The 19084-nt window shown below is 71.0% G+C and carries 16 protein-coding genes; 11 read left to right on the forward strand and 5 right to left on the reverse strand.

Features of this window, described 5'->3' with window-relative positions; translation table 11 throughout:
- Positions 1-56 precede the first annotated feature (56 nt).
- The gene (locus BKA10_RS00175; protein WP_183497840.1) at positions 57-1205 is read left to right on the forward strand and encodes an exonuclease SbcCD subunit D; all 1149 of its coding nucleotides are present in this window, start codon (positions 57-59) and stop codon (positions 1203-1205) included.
- Complete coding sequence (locus BKA10_RS00180) at positions 1202-4207, forward strand: AAA family ATPase (RefSeq protein ID WP_183497842.1); 3006 nt, start codon at positions 1202-1204, stop codon at positions 4205-4207. Before BKA10_RS00175 ends, BKA10_RS00180 begins: the two co-directional genes overlap by 4 nt.
- 434 nt (positions 4208-4641) lie before the next feature.
- Here BKA10_RS00180 and BKA10_RS00185 read toward each other — a convergent pair whose 3' ends face one another.
- Both BKA10_RS00185 and BKA10_RS00190 read right to left on the reverse strand, forming a co-directional pair.
- Positions 4642-5301, reverse strand: a complete 660-nt coding sequence (locus tag BKA10_RS00185; protein WP_183497843.1) for a response regulator — start codon at positions 5299-5301, stop codon at positions 4642-4644.
- A 3-nt stretch (positions 5302-5304) separates the two neighbouring features.
- Positions 5305-6825, reverse strand: coding sequence for a sensor histidine kinase (locus BKA10_RS00190; protein ID WP_183497845.1), 1521 nt, complete (start codon positions 6823-6825; stop codon positions 5305-5307).
- Between the two features lie 104 nt (positions 6826-6929).
- Between BKA10_RS00190 and BKA10_RS16865 the strand changes: the two genes are divergently transcribed.
- From BKA10_RS16865 to BKA10_RS00220, 6 genes are all read left to right on the forward strand, one after another.
- A complete protein-coding gene (locus BKA10_RS16865) occupies positions 6930-8048 on the forward strand; it encodes a phosphotransferase (protein ID WP_183497847.1) in 1119 nt (372 codons plus the stop codon).
- 116 nt (positions 8049-8164) lie between these two features.
- Positions 8165-8734, forward strand: a complete 570-nt coding sequence (locus BKA10_RS00200; RefSeq protein ID WP_183497849.1) for a hypothetical protein — start codon at positions 8165-8167, stop codon at positions 8732-8734.
- Positions 8735-8868: 134 nt separating this feature from the next.
- The gene (locus tag BKA10_RS00205) at positions 8869-9303 is read left to right on the forward strand and encodes a hypothetical protein (RefSeq protein ID WP_183497851.1); all 435 of its coding nucleotides are present in this window, start codon (positions 8869-8871) and stop codon (positions 9301-9303) included.
- Positions 9304-9481: 178 nt separating this feature from the next.
- Positions 9482-9970, forward strand: a complete 489-nt coding sequence (locus tag BKA10_RS00210; RefSeq protein WP_183497852.1) for a hypothetical protein — start codon at positions 9482-9484, stop codon at positions 9968-9970.
- Positions 9971-10033: 63 nt separating this feature from the next.
- A complete protein-coding gene (locus tag BKA10_RS00215; RefSeq protein WP_183497854.1) occupies positions 10034-10210 on the forward strand; it encodes a hypothetical protein in 177 nt (58 codons plus the stop codon).
- 66 nt (positions 10211-10276) lie between these two features.
- On the forward strand, positions 10277-10864 hold the full coding sequence (locus BKA10_RS00220) for a hypothetical protein (protein WP_183497856.1): 588 nt from the start codon (positions 10277-10279) through the stop codon (positions 10862-10864).
- A 48-nt stretch (positions 10865-10912) separates the two neighbouring features.
- On the opposite strand, the gene BKA10_RS00225 is transcribed toward BKA10_RS00220, so the two are convergent.
- Positions 10913-13009 (reverse strand): NAD(+) synthase, encoded by a 2097-nt coding sequence (locus BKA10_RS00225; protein ID WP_183497858.1) that lies wholly within the window; start codon positions 13007-13009, stop codon positions 10913-10915.
- Positions 13010-13087: 78 nt separating this feature from the next.
- Between BKA10_RS00225 and BKA10_RS00230 the strand changes: the two genes are divergently transcribed.
- Complete coding sequence (locus BKA10_RS00230; protein ID WP_183497860.1) at positions 13088-16630, forward strand: TM0106 family RecB-like putative nuclease; 3543 nt, start codon at positions 13088-13090, stop codon at positions 16628-16630.
- Complete coding sequence (locus tag BKA10_RS00235) at positions 16627-16947, forward strand: DUF3467 domain-containing protein (RefSeq protein ID WP_183497862.1); 321 nt, start codon at positions 16627-16629, stop codon at positions 16945-16947. The genes BKA10_RS00230 and BKA10_RS00235 overlap by 4 nt, the downstream gene beginning before the upstream one ends.
- Positions 16948-16951: 4 nt before the next feature.
- Here BKA10_RS00235 and upp read toward each other — a convergent pair whose 3' ends face one another.
- Positions 16952-17584 (reverse strand): uracil phosphoribosyltransferase, encoded by a 633-nt coding sequence (gene upp, locus BKA10_RS00240; protein ID WP_183497864.1) that lies wholly within the window; start codon positions 17582-17584, stop codon positions 16952-16954.
- Between the two features lie 32 nt (positions 17585-17616).
- Here upp and BKA10_RS00245 point away from each other — a divergent pair, with 32 nt between their 5' ends.
- Positions 17617-18084, forward strand: a complete 468-nt coding sequence (locus BKA10_RS00245) for a nucleoside deaminase (protein ID WP_372491427.1) — start codon at positions 17617-17619, stop codon at positions 18082-18084.
- 60 nt (positions 18085-18144) lie between these two features.
- On the opposite strand, the gene BKA10_RS00250 is transcribed toward BKA10_RS00245, so the two are convergent.
- Entirely contained in the window at positions 18145-19074 is a 930-nt protein-coding gene (locus BKA10_RS00250) for an LLM class F420-dependent oxidoreductase (protein WP_183497866.1), read from the reverse strand.
- Between the last annotated feature and the right edge of the window lie 10 nt (positions 19075-19084).

The raw sequence follows: 19084 nt of genomic DNA on the forward strand, positions 1-19084 counted from the left end.
CGCCGTCCGCGGTACGCCTCGGCGGCGATGTCGGGGGCTTCTCGTACCGTGAGAGCATGCGGATCCTGCACACCTCTGACTGGCACATCGGGCGGACCTTCCACGGTCACGCCACGCTCGATGCGCTGCGCGGCGTGCTCGAGACGCTCGTCGACCGGGTGCGGGCAGGCAACATCGACGTCGTGATCGTCGCCGGCGACGTCTTCGACTCCGCGACGCCGGCCGCCGGGTGCTACACCCTGCTGTCCGACACGCTGCGCGCGCTCGCCGACACGGGCGCCCAGGTCATCGTCACCAGCGGCAACCACGACTCGGCGGCGCGGCTCGGCTTCCAGGCCGGGCTGCTGCGCGACGGCATCCACGTCCTCACCGATCCGCACGCCGTCGGCACGCCGATCACGATCGACGACGCCGACGGGCCGGTGCACTTCTACGGCATCCCGTATCTCGAGCCGGCGCTGCTGCGGCATGAATGGCCGGCTGCCCGTACGCAGGCCGGGGCGCTCGCGCATGCGATGGGCCTCGTCCGCGCCGACCTCGCCACGCGCGGCGGCCGGTCGGTCGCGATCGCCCACTGCTTCGCCGCCGGCGTCGAGCCGACCCCGCACCTCGAGCGCGACATCCAGCAGGGCGGTCTCGACGTCGTGCCGCTGTCCGCGTTCGACGGCGTCGACTACATGGCGCTCGGCCACATCCACGGTCGTCAGGCGCTCGCGCCGACCGTGCGATACGCGGGCGCGCCCCTGCACTACACCTTCGGCGAGGGCGACAAGCCGCGCGGGTCGTGGCTGGTGGAGATGGATGCCACGGGCGTGGCGTCGGTCGACTGGCTCGAACTGCCGGTGCCGCGGCGTCTCGTGACGCTGCGCGCGCCGCTCGACGCGCTGTTGACCGACGCGCGGTACGCCGCCGCCGAGGACGCCTGGGTGTGCGTCGAATACACCGACACGCTGCCGCAGCGTGACCCGCTGCGCCGGCTGCAGGAGCGGTTCGCGTTCTGCGCCAAGGTCGTGCACCTGCCGGCCGTGCGGCGCGAGGGTGACGAGCTGACCTACGTCGACCGCGTCCGGGCCGCCGTGACCGATCGTGAACTGGTCGAGGCCTTCCTCGTGCACGTGCGTGAGGGAGAGGGCGCGTCCGGGCGTGAGGCCGAACTGCTCGCCGAGGTGCTCGACGAGCGCACCCGCGTGGAGGCCCTGGCGTGAAACTGCACCGCCTCGAGCTGACGGGGTTCGGGCCGTTCCGTGAGACGCAGGTCGTCGACTTCGACGCGTTCGACGCCGATGGCCTGTTCCTCATCTCCGGGCGCACCGGCGCGGGCAAGTCGAGCATCCTCGACGGCGTGAGTTTCGCGCTGTACGGATCGGTGCCCCGCTACGACGGCGGCGAACGGCGGTTGCGCAGCGACCACTGCTTCCTCGGTGACCCGACCGAAGTGCGACTGGAGTTCACCGTCGGAGACGTCCGCTGGCGGGTGACCCGGTCGCCCGAATACGAACGGCCGGCCAAGCGCGGCGACAAGCTCACGACCGAGGCTCCGAGGGCCGTGCTCGAGCAGTGGATCGGCGGCGACTGGGTCGGACGGGCGGCCAAGCCCCGCGAGGTCGCCCACGAGCTCGACGAGATCCTCGGGCTGACCGCCCAGCAGTTCCAGCAGGTGATCCTGCTCGCCCAGAACAAGTTCTCCCGGTTCCTTCTCGCCGGTAACGACGAGCGGCAGGCCCTGCTGCGCACCCTGTTCGGCACGCGCCGGTTCGATCAGTACATCGACGACCTCGAACAGCGCCGACGCGATGCGCAGAAGCAGCTCGACACGGCGGGTGAGCACGCCCGGACGATCCTCGATCTGGCCGAGCAGCTCATCGACTCCCACGAGCTCGCCGGTGACACTGAGCGTCCGGCGGAGCTGGCCGCTCGCCGCCAGGCAGCGGAACTCGCCGATCAGCGGGCGGCCTACCGGATCGAGGCGCGCGCCACCGAGCGCGGGCAGGCTGATGCCGCGGCTGCGGCCGCGACCGCCGCACACGCGGCCCTCGTGGAGCGCGCCCAGCGGCTCGCCGATCGGGCTGCCGCGCGAGTGCGCCTCGACACGCTCGAGGCGGAGAGCCCGGCTCGAGACCTCGACCGCTCCCACCTCGAACGCGCCCGCGCGGCTGAGGCGCTGCGCGCACCTCTCGACGCGTTCGTCCGCGCGGACGCCGCACGCACCGATGCGACGGCAGCGCGCGCCCAGGCGCAGCAGGCGTGGGTGGATGCCGGTGGCGACGCCGACGCCGATCTCGAATCGCTCATCGACCAGCTGACCGGCGACGTCGCCCGCTGGCAGGCCGCCGTCGCCCAAGAACGCGAACTGGCCGAGAAGGAAGCCCTGCTGATCACGAGTCGCCGCGCAGAGAGCGAGTCGGCGGAGACGCTCGCCGCGCTCGATGCGCAGCAGGCGTTGATCCCCGCCGAGCGGGCACGGCTGGAGGCCGCCCGCACGGCTGCTGCGGCCGATGCCGCGCGGCGCGATGTGGTGGGGCAGCAGCGTGACCTGCTGGTCGAGCGGCTCGGTGCCGCGCGTGAGGCGGCGGAACTGGAACCCGAGGTGGAGGCGGCCGAGGCGGCCTACCTTCGTGCGAGCACTGCAGCCGGCGAGGCGGCGGGCACCGTGACCCGGCTGCTGCAGCGGCGCATGGCGGGCTATGCCGGCGAGCTCTCGCAGCGGCTCGTCGACGGCGAACCGTGTGAGGTCTGCGGGTCGACCGAGCACCCGCATCCGGCCGAGACCGGTGACGACACGGTGACCGACGACGACCTCACCGTCGCCGAGCGGCGGCGCGATGACGCCACCACGGCCGAGTCGTCGGCGGCGCAGGCGGCCCGGGCTGTGCGCGAACGGCGTGCGGCCGCGCGGGCGCGCATGGGCGATGTGACCGGCGACCGGGACGCCGTCACGGTCCTGTCCGACGAACTGGCAAAGGCCGAGGACGAGCTTGCCGTCGCCGAACGCGCGGTCTCCGCGGTCGCCCGGTTCGCCGAACAGCTCCACGAGCTCGACGTCCTGGCCGCGGCCGCCAAAGTCGAGCGTGCAGAGCGTGCGGCCACGCTCGCAGCCGAGGCCGAGAAGCGCGTCGTGCTGGAGACCACCGTGCAGAGCCTGGAGGTGACCGTCGCGGCCGCCCGAGGCGACCACGAGACGGTGTCCCAGCGTGTCGCGGCGGCAACCGCACGCCGTGATCTGGCCCGTGGCCTCGGCGACGCGCAGCGCACCGTCGCCGATCGTGAGCGCGTCTACGCGGAGGCGCTCGCCGATCGCGACGCCCGGCTCGCGGCATCGGACTTCCGCGACGCCGATGATGCGGCGGCGTCGCTGCTCGATGACGCCGCGCGGTCTGAGATCGACGCGTGTCTGAACGAACACGCGGCGGCGCTGTCCGCGGCCCGTGCGCGCCTTCTCGAACTCGAACTCGCTGCCGCTGATGACGCTGAGATCGGCGACGATGAGGTGGCCGGGGCAGAGCGTGCGGCGGCGGCGGCCGACCACGCCCGCACGGTCGCGATCGGGGCGCTGCGGGACGCCGAGAGCACCGCCGGCCGACTGCGCGAACTGCTGCTTCAGGCCGACGAGGCCTACGCCGCCGTCGCCGCCCGCGCCGAAGACGCGGCCGTGGTCTCCCGTCTCGCCGACACGGTCGCCGGCCGTGCGCCGAACACCAAGAAGATGGACCTCGAGACGTTCGTGCTGGCCGCCGAGCTCGAAGAGATCGTCGCCGCTGCGAACCTGCGGCTCACCGAGATGTCGTCGGGGCGCTACACGCTGCATCATTCCGATGCGCTCCAGGCGCGGGGCAAAGCCTCCGGCCTCGGGATCGATGTCCTCGATGCGCACACCGGCCGCATGCGGTCACCGCAGTCGCTGTCCGGCGGCGAGACGTTCCTCGCTTCGCTCGCGCTCGCGCTGGGGCTCGCCGAGGTCGTCACGAGCCGCGCCGGCGGGCTCCGCCTCGACACCCTGTTCGTCGACGAGGGGTTCGGCTCACTCGACCCCGACACGCTCGAGCTCGCCATGCGCACGCTCGACGACCTGCGCGTCGGCGGGCGCACCGTCGGCGTGATCAGCCACGTCGAGGCCATGAAGGAGCAGCTGCCCGCACAGCTCACGGTCACCGCGACACCCGACGGCCCGAGCACGATCAGCCAGGATCTGCCCGCGCCGGTCGTCTGAACGGGCGGCTGTCGTCTGGCACCGCCCTCCGCGGTGAGCACGCAGCCTGCCGGCCCGGTGCGGCCCCGAGACGACGCTGGGGGCCGGAGTGCGCACGCGCCTGCGATGGGGGTCGCGTGTGGTTGTCTCGTGCGGTGGGAGGTGGCAAGAGGTGACCCGGATGTGCGCGTGGGGGTCAGCGCGCCTGCGATGGGGGTCGCGTGTGGTTGTCTCGTGCGGTGGGAGGTGGCAAGAGGTGACCCGGGTTTGCGCGTGGGGGTCGGCGCGCCTGCGATGGGGGTCGCGTGTGGTTGTCTCGTGCGGTGGGAGGTGGCAAGAGGTGACCCGGGTTTGCGCGTGGGGGTCGGCGCGCCTGCGATGGGGGTCGCGTGTGGTCGTCTCGTGCGGTGGGAGGTGGCAAGAGGTGACCCGGGTTTGCGGCCCGCCCCCGCAGATCAGACGAGCCGGTACCCGACGCCTCGGACGGTCTCGATGCGCTCGGACCCGAGCTTGCCGCGCAGATATCCGACATACACGTCGGCCACGTTCGAACCGGGGTCGAAGTCGAAGCCCCACACCCTGCTGAGCAGCTGTTCGCGGCTGAGCACCTGCCCTGCGTTGCGGATGAATTCCTCGGCCAGCGCGAACTCCCGGGCCGAGAGCTCGACCGCACGCCCGACCACGTGCGCCTCCCGGGTGCGGATGTCGAGGGTGATGTCGCGGTGGGTGAGTGTCGCGACCGACCCGGTGTCCTCGTCCCGGCGCATGCGCAGCCGGATCCGGGCGAGCAGTTCGTCGAACCGGAACGGCTTGCCCAGGTAGTCGTCCGCACCACCCTCGAGCCCGGCGACGGTGTCATGCAGCTCGACGCGGGCGGTGAGCATGATGACCGGCATCCGCGACCCTCCGCCGCGCAGCTGCTCGAGCACCTGGAAGCCGTCCATACCGGGCATGTTGATGTCGAGCACGAGCAGATCGAACTCGCCGGACTGGGCGAGCTCCAGGGCGAGCGTGCCGTTTGCGGCGACCTGCGTCGCGTAGCCGGCGGCGCGCAGCCCCTTGTCGATGAACCCCGATATGCGGGTCTCGTCCTCGGCGATCAGAATGGATGCCACGTGTCACTCCTTCGGGCCGGCGCCGACCGTCGTCGGCAACGGGGGCTTGGGTGGAATACTGAGCGACTCGAGTGAATCGACGGCGAACGGCTGCTGCGGGCCTGGGCCGACCACAGCCCCCGGAAGGATGATCGTGAAGACCGCGCCACCACCCGGGGCGTCGCCGAGGTGCACCCGGCCTCCGTGCGCGCGAGCGATGACCTGCACGATGTTCAGACCAAGGCCGCTGCCGCGGCTGTCCTGATCGGCGCGGTAGAACCGCTCGAAGACGGTGTCTTTTGCGTCGTCCGGAACGCCCGGACCGTGATCGCGCACCCAGAGCTCAAAGTCGCCTCCGCGCGCGCGGCTGCCGATCTCGATGTCGCCGCCGCCATGGCTGACGGCATTCTGGGTGAGCTGCAGCGCGGCCTGGGTCACTCGCTCCGGATCCACGTTCGCGACGACCTCGGCGACCGGCCCGCCGGTCACGTCGGCGCCGGCGATCGCCTGCGCGTTGCGGATGATCTGCCGCACGAGGTCACCGGCATCCACTGCCTGCGGTGTGACCGGAGACGGTCCGTGCAGCTTCGCCGCGCGCCCGAGGTCCTGCACGAGATTGCCCATACGCTCCAGTTCGTCGACGACGAGGTCGCGCGTCTCGGCGACGTCGTCGGGGTTGTCGGGAGCCATGACCTCGAGATGTCCTCGCACGATCGTGATCGGGGTCTTCAGCTCGTGCCCGACGTCGCTGAGCAACTGCCGCTGAGAGTCGAGGGCGGCGTCGAGCCGGTCGAGCATGTCGTTCATCGTTGCCGCGAGACCGGAGACGTCGTCGCGCCCGTTGATGGGCAGACGCTCCGAGAGCGACTGCGCCGAGACGCGCTCGGCGGTCTCCCGCATCTGGCGCAACGGGCGCAGCAGGCGCGTCGAGACGATGAGCGCCACGAGGGCGATGACCACCAGGACGATGCCGGAGGCGATGAGGTAGGCCTGCGCGGCTTCGTTGATCTCGGCGAGTTCTTCGTTGACGTCGTACGCCATGGCGAAGACGACATGCTCGGCTTCCTGGCCGCCCTCCACCGCGATCGGGGCGGCGAGGTACCGCCACGCGACGTCCTCGTGCACGAACGTCCCGATGACCGGATCGGCGCCGGAGGCCTGCGCCGCGACGTGCCCCGCGAAGGTGGGCACCGACTGCAGGTCGACGTCCAGCGGCACTCCCGGAGCCATGACGGCGCGGCCGTCGATGATGCCGAGTGCACCCGTGTTGTCATCGGGGCTCATGCGCTGCACGACCGCTCTCAGCGCCTCATCGGCGCCCGCCCACGTTCCCGAGCCGTCCTTGCCCTGCTCGACGAGGAACCGACCCGATTCGAGGTTGTCCTGCAGACGGTCGTCGATGCTCTCGAGGATGTTGGCGCGCTCGACGAAGTACACCGCCACGCCGGTGGCGATCAGTCCGAGCGCCGCGACCAGCGTGATCACGGCGACGATGCGCGTGCGCACCGACACGGTGAACCGGCGGCGGCTGGGAGTGTCGTCCATGGCCATCAGTATGGACACACCGGGCCACGCGCGGGGTCGACCGTAAGAGATGTCTCATCGTCTGCCGGCCCCATCGAAGGCCCGTTCATGGTGGGATCGGACACGTGGACACCACCCCTGTGCAGCCCGTCGACGCTGAGGCTATCCTCGCCGCCGATGCGCTGGGCGTGCCTCTCGACGCCCTTCAGCTGATCTCACGTGAGCCGCTCGGCCCGGGCAGTGTGACCGGCTTCAGCGTCACGGCCGCCCCGCCCGTCGTCGCCTACGTAGACACCTCGCTGCACCGCGTGCGGCAGGAGACCGGACTCGTCCTCGAGGGTGAGGCGCGCGTGTGGATCCACCCGGCTGACCCGCACCTGCCCGCCCTCGCCCCCGCGGCCTTCGGGCACGCCGCCGAGGTGCTGCTGAGCCGGCTGGGCATCGCCGCGGCGGGCATGCCCGAGATCGTCGGCTACCGGCCCGGCCGGCGTGCGGTGCTGCGCGTGCCGACCGCAGACGGCATGACGTGGGTCAAGGTGGTGCGCCCACGGCGCATCGAGCGGGTCGTGCAGGTGCACACTGCGCTGCGCGACCGCGGACTGCCGGTGCCGCCGGTGCGCGGATGGTCGCCGGAGGGCCTGCTGGTGCTCGACAACGCGTCCGGAGTCCCTGCCACCGACGGCAGGTGGCTGCCCGAGGCACTGCTCGACGAACTGGACCGGCTGCGCGCGCAGATGGCATCCGCCGATATCGAAGGGAAGGCCCGCACTTCGCTGTCGAGCCGGCTGTCCTGGTACGCCGAACGGCTGCGCGCCGCACGTCCGGATCAGGCCGATCTCGTGAACGGGGTCGCACGGCGGGCGGATGCCGGAATGAACGCCGACCACCGGATCCAGACGATCCACGGCGATCTGCATCTGGGCCAGCTGTTCGTCGACGAGAGCACCGGGGAGGTCACGGGTCTGATCGACGTCGACACCGCGGGTGCCGGCAACCCCGCCGACGACGCGGCGGCCTTCATCGGGCACGCGATCGCCAGCGCCGTGCTCACGCAGGAGGGCGGCGACGCCGACACCGTATGGACTCTGGTCGATCTGGCGGTCGAGCGGTGGGCGATGGATGCCGGAACCAGAGCGCTCATCGCCATCCACCTGCTGGGGCATGCGCTCGCTGCCGCCGAGACGGGCGTGCAGCCTCGCGCCGACCTGCTGCTCTCCCGGGCCGCGGACATCGTCGAGACCTAAGAAAGCTCTCATCGACCTCTTCGAGAAGCTTTACCGGCGACGCCGAGACTCGAAGTACGCGGTCCCCGGACTGCGTGGTCCCGATACCGGGGCCCGTCGAGATAGAGGGACTCGCGATGAGCAGCAGATGGATGGCGTACGGCGTCACCGGAATCGTCGGGATCGGCGTCATCGCCGGTGGTGCGGCAGCGGCCGCCGCCACCATGGACCTGCGCACCACGGCCGGGTCGATCGTGCCCGGCGGCGCCATCACCGGCAAGGACGGCGCGCTCCTGGACCGTCCCAGCGTGCAGCTGCGCGTCACCGGCGCCTCGGTGACCATCGTGTCAACCGTCACCCCCGCGGCGCTGGTGAGTACGATCTCGGCAACCTCTGCAGCATCGGCACCCACACGCGTTTCCACCCGGACGGCGGTGTCGGCGGCCAGCGTCGCGTCGGCGGCCAGTGCACCTTCCGCACCGAGGAAGGCGCCCGCACCCAGCCCTGCCTCCCCACCCAGCGCCGTCTCGGCGCCCTCGTCCGCGTCCGCGCCGGCCCAGGCGTCGGCGCCCAGCCCGGTGTCCGCCCCCAGCCTGGCATCGCCGCCGTCCGCTCCCACCCCGCCGAGCCCCGCCTCCGCGGACAGTCCCGCGTCGCCGCCCAGTGCGGCGTCTGCCGGCTCGGTCGCCTCGGCGAACTCGAACTGACGCGATCGGGCGGGTGCCGGGTACCGGCATCCATTGGTAAGAGACGTCTCATCCACGACTTCGATGCGGCTTAGCCTCGCCGCCAAGACTGGAACCAATGAACGAAGCGCTTTTCTCGAACAGGAGGATTCAAGATGAACCGCAAGTGGATCGCCTATTCGGTCACGAGCATCGTGGGCATCGGCCTTCTCGCCGGCGGTGCGTCGGCGGCCGCGGCCTCGATGGAACTGCGCACGACCGGGGGCGACGTGCTCCCGGGTGGCGTCATCACCGGCAGGGACGGCTCGCTGCTGGACCGCCCGACGGTGCAGCTGCGGGTCACCGACACCTCGGCGACGGTCATCTCGGCCGTCAGCCCCACGGCACTGACGAGCACGGCATCTGCCGCGTCGGCACCGGGTCGCGCCTCCGCGGCGAGCGCTCCGTCGGCGGCCAGTGCGGCATCGGCCGCGAGTGCGGCCTCGGCCCCGAGCCCCGCGTCAGCGCCGAGCCCGGCCTCACCCGCGAGCCCCGCGTCGGCGAACAGCCCGGCATCGGCCGGCTCGATCGCTTCGGCGAACTCGAACTGACACTCGCAGGCACGGAGAACGGGGCCCGGAAGGGGTCCCGTTCCCTCGTCTGCATCCCAGATGAATCCAGGTAAGACAGCCCTCATCGACTTCTTCGAGGGAGCTTACGGCCGTCGAACAGACTCGAAGTACGCGGTCACCAGGACCGGCAGGAACTTGACACTACGGAGGAAACGAAATGTACAAGATGAACAAGAAGTGGATCGCCTACGGCGTCACGGGCATCGTCGGTCTCGGCGTGATCGCCGGCGGTGCGGCGGCCGTGGCCGGCACGATGGACCTGCGCACGACCGGCGGCGATGTCGTTCCGGGCAGCACTCTCACCGGCAAGGAGAGCAAGGTCCTCGACAGCCCGGGCGTGAAGCTGCGGGTCACCGGCAGCTCGGTCTCCGTCGTCTCGGCGGTCAGTCCCGCCGCGCAGGTGAGCACTGCGTCTGCCCTCAGCGCCGTCTCCGCGCCGACCAAGGCATCGGCTCCCAGCCCCGCTTCCGCTCCCAGCCCCGCTTCTGCACCGAGCCCCGTTTCCGCACCGAGCCCGGTATCGGCTCCCAGCCCCGTCTCCGCGCCGAGCCCTGTCTCGGCGCCCAGCCCGGCATCCCCGCCCACCCCCGCCTCGCCGGACAGCCCGGCGTCTGCCGGATCGGTCAACTCGGCGAACTCGAACTGATCTGACAGCGCCACCTGACAGGGCCCCCGACCGGGGGCCCTGTTGGCTGTCTAGGCTTGAGACATGACCAAGAACACCCTGTGGACCGTCCTCGCCGTCGTCGGCGCGATCGTGATCGCCTGGCTCGTGGTCGACGTGGTCTTGGGGCTCGTCTGGTTCCTGGTCAAGATCCTGCTGGTCGCCGTCGTGGCCCTCATCGTGTACTTCGTGCTGCGGACGATGATGCGATCTTCGGATTGACACGGGACCCGCTCTCCCGAGCCGTCCCGATCTGGGCCAGGATGGAAGCACCGACAAGGGAGCGACATGAGCCTGCAGAGCGTAGTCCTGGACACACCCGCTGGAATATCGGCGCGACTGGGATGGGATCCTGCCACGACGGTGCATGATCGTCGTCGGATCCTCGCGAAAGAGCTGATCGCGGCACAGCTCGGCTGCGAGGTGAAAGACATCAAGATCGAGCGGGAGGCCCCCCGGAGCTTCGGTTATCACACGCAGCTCATCGCCTCGCGCGACGGAGCCGATCTGCCGATCGCGATCAAGACGGCGAGCTACCGTGCCGCGACCATCGTCGCCATCTGCGATCCGGGCCTGCCGGTCGGCGTCGACATCCGCGATCTGCAGCCCGATGCGGACGAGCTGCGTCAGATGCGCAAGCACTCGCACCTCCTGGACGAGAGCAACGTCCCCGAGCTGGTCCACCACTGGACGCACGCGCAGGCGGTGCTGGAGGCCGACGGGCGCGGGGTGCGGGTGGCGCCCGATCACGTGCGCCTGAACTCCGCCCGCACCAAGGGATGGATTCCCGACCGCGCGATGCAGTACGCGCTGGCCGACGTGTCGCGCGACGCCTGGATCATCACCATCGCCTACGGACTGCTGCCCAAGGCATAGAGCGGTGATGGATGCCGGGGTCGCCGGACTCGGCGTCGGGTTCCGGACTCACTCCACGAGGTCGGGCAGCGCGGCATCCAGTTCGGCGAGCCAGACGGTCGCGTTGCCGTCCGACGGGGCGCGCCAGTCGCCGCGCGGCGACAGCGATCCGGCCGGAAGCACCTTGGGACCGTTCGGGATCGCGGAGCGTTTGAACTGCGCGAACCCGAAGTAGCGCTTCAGGAATACCCGCAGCCACCGCACGATCTCGGCCCGCTCGTAGCCGTACCGGTCCGCGTCGGGGAATCCGGGCGGCCAGGCTCCGGCATCCGGATCCGCCCATGCCTTCTCGGCGAGGAACGCGATCTTCGACGGCCGCAGCCCGTAGCGCAGCACGTGGAACAGCGCGAAGTCGTGCAGGGCGTACGGGCCGATGGTGTCTTCGGTCGACTGCACCTTGCCGTCCTGACCGGCCGGCACCAGTTCGGGGCTGATCTCCGTGTCGAGCACCGACTGCAGCACGGTCTTGGCGGCGTCGGTGAGCGATGTCCCGGTCTCATCCGAGGCACTGTGCGCGATCACCCAGCGGATGAGGTGCTGGATGAGCGTCTTGGGCACGCCCGCGTTCACGGCGTAGTGGCTCATGTGGTCGCCGACGCCATAGGTCGCCCAGCCGAGCGCGAGCTCGGACAGGTCGGAGGTGCCCACGACGAAGCCGCCGTTCTGATTGGCAAGGCGGAACAGGAAGTCGGTGCGTGCGCCGGCCTGCACGTTCTCGAACGTGACGTCGTAAACGGGCTCACCGCCGGCGAACGGGTGGTCGATGCCCTTCAGGAGCTCCGTCGCCATCGGCCGGATGTCGATCGTGGAGATGGTGGCGCCGATCGCCTCGGCCAGCGCGATCGCATTCGACTTCGTGTGATCGCTGGTCGCGAACCCGGGCATCGTGTACGCGAGGATGTCGCTGCGCGGACGGCCCATCCGGTCCATGGCGCGGGCGACGACCAGCAGGGCGTGCGTCGAGTCGAGGCCACCGCTGACGCCGATCACGGGCTTGGGAGAGCCGATCGCGCGCATGCGCTGCTCGAGCCCTGACACCTGGATGTTGAACGCCTCGTAGCAGTCCAGGTCGAGGCGGGCGGCGTCATCGGGGACGAACGGGAAGCGGTCGAGCGGTCGCCGCAGGCCGATGTCCGCTGCCGGGGGATCGAGCACGAACGTCACCTGGCGGAAGTCGGCGTCCACCGCCGCGACCCGCAGATCGCGGGCGCGCCGGTTGTCGTCGAACGTGCCCTGGCGGAGCCGATCCTGACGGAGACGGTCGAGATCGACGTCCGCGACCGAGCGGCGCGGGCCGTCCGGGAAGCGCTCGGTCTCGGCCAGCAGGGCGCCGCCCTCGAAGATCATCGTCTGACCGTCCCATGACACGTCGTTCGTGGACTCGCCCATGCCCGCGGCCGCGTACGCGTAGGCGGCGAGGCAGCGCAGCGACTGCGACTGGCACAGGTCCTTGCGATCCTCGGCGCGTGCGACGGTGATCGGGCTGCCGGACAGGTTGACCAGCACCGTCGCCCCCGCCAGCGCGGCGCGCGAGGACGGCGGGATCGGCACCCACATGTCTTCGCAGATCTCGGCGTGGACGGTGAGCCCGGGCACGTCCAGGGCGTCGAACAGCAGGTCGGGGCCGAATGGCGCCGACAGCTCGCCGCGGTCGAACCACTGGCCGTGCGTGTCGTCGCCCGGCGCGTACCAGCGGCGCTCGTAGAACTCGCGGTAGGTGGGCAGGTACGACTTCGGCACGATGCCGATGACCTCGCCGCGGTGGATCGCTACGGCGCAGTTGTAGAGCCGCGACCCGTGCCGCAGCGGCGCGCCCACGAACAGCAGCGGCATACCGTCGGCGGTCTCCCGAGCGATGCGCACGAGCTCGCGTTCGACGGCGTCGAGGACGACGTCCTGCATGACGAGGTCCTCGATCGCGTAGCCGGTCAGGCACAGTTCCGGGAACACCGCCACGGCGGCCGCATCGTCGTGGCATTCGCGGGCGGCCGCGATCACGGCATCCGCGTTCGCGACGGGATCGGCGATGGCCACGGGGATCGTGCATGCGGCGATGCGTGCGAACCCGTGCCGATAGGCGCTGTCGAACTCGAGGTTCTCGGTCACCGGTCCAGTCTGGCACGCGGACCCCGGACGGCGCCCGCTGTCGGAAGCCACCGATACTGTCGGAGGCGAAGGGGAGGCATGCGGTACATAGCAGATGAGGGCCGGATCGTCTGGAGCGCGAGCGATCTGAAGGCGGCGGCCGAATGCGAGTTCGCCTGGCTGCGGGCGATCGACGCGAAGCTGGGGCGGGTGCCGGCGGTCGAAGATCCCGAAGACCTCACGCTGCAGCGGGCGGGCCGGCTGGGCACGCAGCACGAGTTGCGCGTGCTCGCCGACTACCGGCGGCAGTTCCCGGGCGGCGTCGTCGAGATCCCGGAGACGCGGTCGACGGATGCCGTTGCCCTGGCCGCCGCGGTCGACGCGACCAATACCGCGCTCGCATCCGATGCCGACATCGTCTACCAGGCAGCGTTCGCGACCGCCGACTTCGTCGGGTTCGCCGACTTCCTGGTGCGCGACGCGGCGGGCCGCTGGATCGTGCAGGACACGAAGCTCGCCCGTCACGCACGGGTGACCGCCCTCATGCAGCTCGCGGCATACGCCGACCAGCTCGACCGGCTCGGCATGGCGCGTGCGCCGGAGGTCCAGCTGCTGCTGGGCGACGGCACCGTCTCCACCCACGCGCTGCGCGACATCGCCCCGGTCTTCGCCCTGCGCCGTGAACGGCTGCACGCGCTGATCGACGACCGTGACCTGGCCGCCGGTGCCGCAGGTGACCCGATCGCCTGGGGCGACGAGCGCGGCGCACTCCGGGTGGTGGCGTGCGGCCGCTGCGCCACGTGCGACCTCGAGGTCATCGCCCACCGCGACCTCCTGCTGGTCGCCGGCATGCGACCGGTCCAGCGACAGCGACTGCGCGCCGCCGGCATCCATTCGATCGACGAACTCGCCGCCGCGCGAGAGGCGCCTGCGCGCATGTCCTGGGACACCTTCGCGAGCCTGCGGACGCAGGCGCGGCTGCAGCTGTCGAGTCCGGCGGGCGGGCTCGCCCCGATCGCGCCGGCGGCAGACGCGACTGAACCGGCGGCGCCTGCCCCCGCCGTGCCGACGTACGAGGTCGTGTTCCCGAAGGCGCTGGGCGCCCTGCCCCGGCCCGACGAGGGCGATCTGTTCTTCGACTTCGAGGGCGATCCGCTGTTCACCGAGGGCCCCGGCCATCAGTGGGGCATCGACTACCTGTTCGGCTGGACCGACATCCGCGATCAGTACAGTGCGCTGTGGGCGCACACGTTCGACGAGGAGCGGCAGGCGTTCGAGCGATTCCTCGACATGGTGAACGCGCAGCGGCAGGCGCACCCGGGCATGCACATCTACCACTACGCCCCGTACGAGCCCACGCATCTGCTCGCGATGGCCGCGAAATACGGCGTGCGCGAGAACGACGTCGACCGGCTGCTGGCCGATGGCGTGTTCGTCGACCTGTACCCGATCGTGCGCCGCGCGCTGAGGGTCGGGTCACGGTCGTACTCGATCAAGAAGCTCGAGCCGCTGTACATGGGCGCCGAGGTCCGCACGAGCGACGTGCAGCGCGGCGACGACTCGATCGTGCAGTACGTCGAGGCGCGGGCGTTCGCCGCAGCCGGTGATGCCCAGTCCGCCGAGCGGATCCTGGCCGACCTGGCCGACTACAACCGGTACGACTGCGTCTCGACGCGGCGCCTGCGCAACTGGCTGATAGACCGGGCGCGCGAAGCGAAGCTGCAGCCCTCGCCCGACCTCGAGGCAGCCGAGCGCGCCTATGAGCCGTCGCCGCGTGCCGAAGCGCTCACCCGGCTCGCGGGTGAGACGGCCGGCGACCGCGAGGCCGAGGCGCTGCGGCTGGGAGCGGCCGCGATCGACTACTACCCGCGCGAGGCGAAGACCTTCTGGGCGACCCACTTCCTGCGGCTGCGCGAGCCCGTCTCGGTATGGGAGGACACCCGCGACGTCATCGCGATCGACCGCGACCGCTGCCGGGTGCTGACCGACTGGCATCTGCCCGAGGGTGCGCGGGTGACCAAGCGCGTCGTCGAGTTGCGCGGCGAACTGGCACCGGGCACGCGGCTGAGCGTCGACAGCAGCCCGAGCGCGGTGTACGACCTGCCGGCGCCGTTCCCCGCCGAGGCGCATCCCCGCTGGATCCACGTGGCCCGCACGGTCCGCATCGTCGACGTGCTCGACGACGGGGTCGTCGTAGAGGAGAACGCGATCCAGGGCTTCACGTGGGACGAGTGGCCGGTCGCGCTGACCCCCGAGTCCCCGCCGCGGGCCGGCAGTCAGCAGGTCGCGATCGACGAGTGGGCCGATTCCGTGGTCGCGGCATCGCCCGGCTTCCCGGCGGACGCCGCCACCGACCTGCTGCTGCGCCGACCGCCGCGGCTGCGGGGCGGATCGCTCGTCCGCGGGTCGGGCGACGACGTGTCCGACATCGTCGGATCGCTGCTCGACCTCGACCGCAGCTACCTGGCCGTGCAGGGGCCCCCGGGCACCGGCAAGACGTACGTCGGGTCGCATGTGGTCGCCCGTCTCGTGCGCGACCACGGCTTCAAGGTCGGTGTGGTCGCGCAGTCGCATGCGGTCGTCGAGCACATGCTCGATCGGATCGTGGATGCCGGTGTTCCGCCCGCCCAGGTCGCGAAGGCACTCAAGAGCGGAACAGCCGCCGGCGGCCAGTCGTTCACCGTGATCGCCAAGAACGGGATGGCCGGCTACATCGCCGAGCAGCAGGACGGGTTCGTCGTCGGCGGGACCGCCTGGGATCTCACCCATCCGGGACGCATCGCGCGGGGGAGCCTCGACCTGCTCGTCATCGATGAGGCCGGGCAGTTCTCCCTGGCATCCACCATCGCGGTGTCGGTGGCGGCGCAGCGACTGCTGCTTCTCGGCGACCCGCAGCAGCTGCCGCAGGTGAGCCAGGGCACCCATCCCGAGCCGGTCGACACCTCGGCACTGGGCTGGGTCATGGACGACCTCGCGGTGATCGGCGAGGACCGCGGCTACTTCCTCGCGCAGAGCCGGCGCATGCGGCCCGAGGTGGCCGCCCCGGTGTCGCATCTGTCCTACGAGGGAAAGCTTGCGGCGCACCCGTGCACATCCGACCGGAGACTCGACGGCGTGGCTGCGGGGGTGGTCCCGGTGCCGCTGGCGCATACCGGCAACGCCACCCAGTCTCCCGAAGAGGCGGAGACGGTCGTGGGCATCGTCCGCGACCTGATCGGCAGGCGCTGGCACGGCGATGACGGCGAACGCGCGCTGACGGCATCCGATCTCATCGTCGTCACGCCCTACAACGCGCAGCAGGTGCTCGTCGAAGAGGCTCTGGTCGCGGCCGGGTTCGGTGACGTTCCGGTGGGGACGGTCGACCGGTTCCAGGGGCAGGAGGCGGTCGTTGCGATCGTGTCGCTGGCGGCATCGTCGGGACGCGACGCCCCGCGCGGGCTCGAGTTCCTGCTGCTGCAGAACCGGTTGAACGTGGCCATCTCGCGCGCGATGCACACGGCGCACCTGGTCTTCTCGACCGGTCTGCTCGACGACGTGCCCCGCACGCCCGAGGGCGTGGCGCGCCTGAGCGCGTTCGCGCGGCTCGTGGGGGCTGACGCCGGTCTGCGTAGACTCGGCGTCGACGAGAGAGGCGCGGCATGACCGACGACGCACCGCGGCAGTTCGAGATCGATCTGCCGCCCGAGAAGATCCCGGGCAGCTACGCCGACTTCGCGAACGTGTGGCACACCCCGGACGTGTTCGTGCTCGACTTCCTGTCGCTGGCGCAGCCGCCGCACCAGGGCGTCGACGACGAGGGTGCGGCCGTGACCGTCGTGCCCGCACGGGTCGTCCAGCGCGTGCGGATCCCCCCGCAGCAGGTCTTCGAACTGGCCAAGGCCCTCACTCAGCAGCTCGAGTTCTGGGAGCAGGAGACGGGGCGTCGCCCCGAGCACCCACTGGGCCCGGACTCGCTCTGACCGGTCAGACCGTGCCGTACAGGCGGTCGCCGGCGTCGCCCAGACCCGGCACGATGTACGCCTTGTCGTTCAGCCCCTCATCGAGCGCACCCAGCACGAGGGTCACGTCACGGCCGGCGGACTGCTTCTCGATCACCGAGATACCCTCGGGCGTGCCGAGCAGGCAGATCGCGGTGACGTCCTGCGCGCCCCGCGTGAACAGGAACTCGATGGCCGCGCCCAGCGATCCACCCGTCGCGAGCATCGGGTCGAGCACGAAGCACTGCCGGTCGCTGAGATCCTCGGGCAGACGCTCGGCGTAGGTCATCGGCTGGAGCGTCTCTTCGTTGCGTGCCATTCCGAGGAAGCCGACCTCGGCGCTGGGCAGCAGCGTGACCATGCCCTCCAGCATTCCGAGCCCCGCCCGCAGGATCGGCACCACCAGCGGCCGCGGGTCGTCGATCTTCACGCCCGTCGTATGGGTGACCGGGGTGTCGATCTCGACCGACGCCACCCGCACGTTGCGGGTCGCCTCGTACGCGAGCAGCGTCACGAGTTCCTCGGTCAGCTGCCGGAACACCGGCGACGGCGTGCGCTTGTCGCGCAGCACGGTGAGCTTGTGGGTGATGAGCGGGTGGTCGGCGACGTGCAAGCGCATGTCGCAAGGGTACCCGGGCATAGTCTGATCGCGTGACGCTGCCCGCCCGCGAATCGGATCTCACCGCGATGGACCGTGCCCTCGCGAACGCCGCCGTGGCCGGCGAGGGCGGTGAGATCCCCGTCGGTGCCGTCGTCGTGGACGCCCAGGGCATCATCATCGGCGAAGGCGCCAACCTGCGGGAGCGTAGCGCCGACCCCCTCGCACACGCCGAAGTCGTCGCACTCCGCGAGGCCGCCGCGGCTGCCGGCTCGTGGAACCTGCAGGACTGCACCCTGGTGGTCACGCTCGAGCCGTGTCTCATGTGCGCGGGGGCGATCCTGCAGGCGCACGTGGGCAGGGTGGTCTTCGGCGCGTGGGATGCCAAGGCCGGCGCGGCCGGATCGATGTACGACGTGCTGCGCGACCGGCGCCTGCCCCATCGTGCGGAGGTGGTCGGCGGCGTGCGTGAAGAAGCGGCATCCACTCTGCTGCGCACCTTTTTCGACGCGCGCCGCTGAACCGAACTCGATCGACGGCGACCCGGCACATCTGAACCGGCCCCGACGTGCCTCGGGCACTCAGCGGGGGAGGAGCGGCAGCACCTCCGCGCCCAGGAACTCGACGTGCTCGACATCGCGCAGGTCCATGAGCTGGAAGTGGATCCGCTCCGCGCCCAGCGCGCGCAGGCGCTCGACCTTCTCGGCGATCTCGGCCGGCGTTCCGACGATGTCGATGTCGTTGCGGGCGTCGGCGAGGGTCTTGCCGACGGCCTCCGCGCGCCGGGCCAGCTCACCGTCGTCGGTGCCGGCGATCGTCGGCAGCGCGACCGAGAACTTCATGGTCGCCGGATCGCGGCCGATCCGCTCACACGCCGCCCGGACCCCCGCAAAGCCCGTGGCGATGTCCTGCTCCGACCGGAAGCCGACGTTGAACTCCGTCGCGAATCGGGCTGCGAGCTCGGGGGTGCGGCGCGGGCCGCTCCCGCCGATGATCACCGGCATCCGCTCCTGTACCGGCTTGGGTAGCGCGGGGGCATCCTCGAGTGCGTAGTGCTCGCCCCTGAACGAGAAGGTGTCGCCGAGCGGCGTCGACCACAACCCCGTGACGATGGCCAGCTGCTCCTCGAACGGGCCGAAGCGCCGAGCGGGAAACGGGATGCCGAGCGCGCGATGCTCCGCCTCGAACCAGCCCGGCCCGAGTCCGAACTCCACGCGGCCGTTCGACATCGCGTCCACCTGCGCGACCTGGATCGCGAGGATGGCCGGATGCCGGTGCGTGGCCGACGACACGAGCGTCCCGAGCCGGATGCGGGAGGTCTCGCGCGCCAGTCCGGCGAGCGTCGTCCACGCGTCCGTCGGCCCGGGCAGCGCGTCGCCCCCGCCCATGCGCATGTAGTGGTCGGAGCGGAAGAAGGCGTCGAAGCCCCCGCGCTCGGCGGCGTGCGCGAAGGCCAGCTGGTCGTCGTATGTGAAGCCCTGCTGAGGCTCGGTGAAGATCGTGTACTCCATACCCCGAGTC

Origin of the sequence: Microbacterium invictum, assembly GCF_014197265.1 — a bacterium.
In the GTDB taxonomy this organism is placed as follows: domain Bacteria; phylum Actinomycetota; class Actinomycetes; order Actinomycetales; family Microbacteriaceae; genus Microbacterium; species Microbacterium invictum.

What these genes read in the sequence shown, in the direction of transcription:
- BKA10_RS00200 (WP_183497849.1), top strand. Translation starts at nt 8,165, where the DNA reads ATGAGCAGCAGATGGATGGCGTACGGCGTCACCGGAATCGTCGGGATC.
- BKA10_RS00250 (WP_183497866.1), bottom strand. Translation starts at nt 19,074, where the DNA reads ATGGAGTACACGATCTTCACCGAGCCTCAGCAGGGCTTCACATACGAC.
- BKA10_RS00175 (WP_183497840.1), top strand. Translation starts at nt 57, where the DNA reads ATGCGGATCCTGCACACCTCTGACTGGCACATCGGGCGGACCTTCCAC.
- BKA10_RS00205 (WP_183497851.1), top strand. Translation starts at nt 8,869, where the DNA reads ATGAACCGCAAGTGGATCGCCTATTCGGTCACGAGCATCGTGGGCATC.
- BKA10_RS00220 (WP_183497856.1), top strand. Translation starts at nt 10,277, where the DNA reads ATGAGCCTGCAGAGCGTAGTCCTGGACACACCCGCTGGAATATCGGCG.
- BKA10_RS00190 (WP_183497845.1), bottom strand. Translation starts at nt 6,825, where the DNA reads ATGGACGACACTCCCAGCCGCCGCCGGTTCACCGTGTCGGTGCGCACG.
- BKA10_RS00230 (WP_183497860.1), top strand. Translation starts at nt 13,088, where the DNA reads ATGCGGTACATAGCAGATGAGGGCCGGATCGTCTGGAGCGCGAGCGAT.
- BKA10_RS00210 (WP_183497852.1), top strand. Translation starts at nt 9,482, where the DNA reads ATGTACAAGATGAACAAGAAGTGGATCGCCTACGGCGTCACGGGCATC.
- upp (WP_183497864.1), bottom strand. Translation starts at nt 17,584, where the DNA reads ATGCGCTTGCACGTCGCCGACCACCCGCTCATCACCCACAAGCTCACC.
- BKA10_RS00235 (WP_183497862.1), top strand. Translation starts at nt 16,627, where the DNA reads ATGACCGACGACGCACCGCGGCAGTTCGAGATCGATCTGCCGCCCGAG.
- BKA10_RS00215 (WP_183497854.1), top strand. Translation starts at nt 10,034, where the DNA reads ATGACCAAGAACACCCTGTGGACCGTCCTCGCCGTCGTCGGCGCGATC.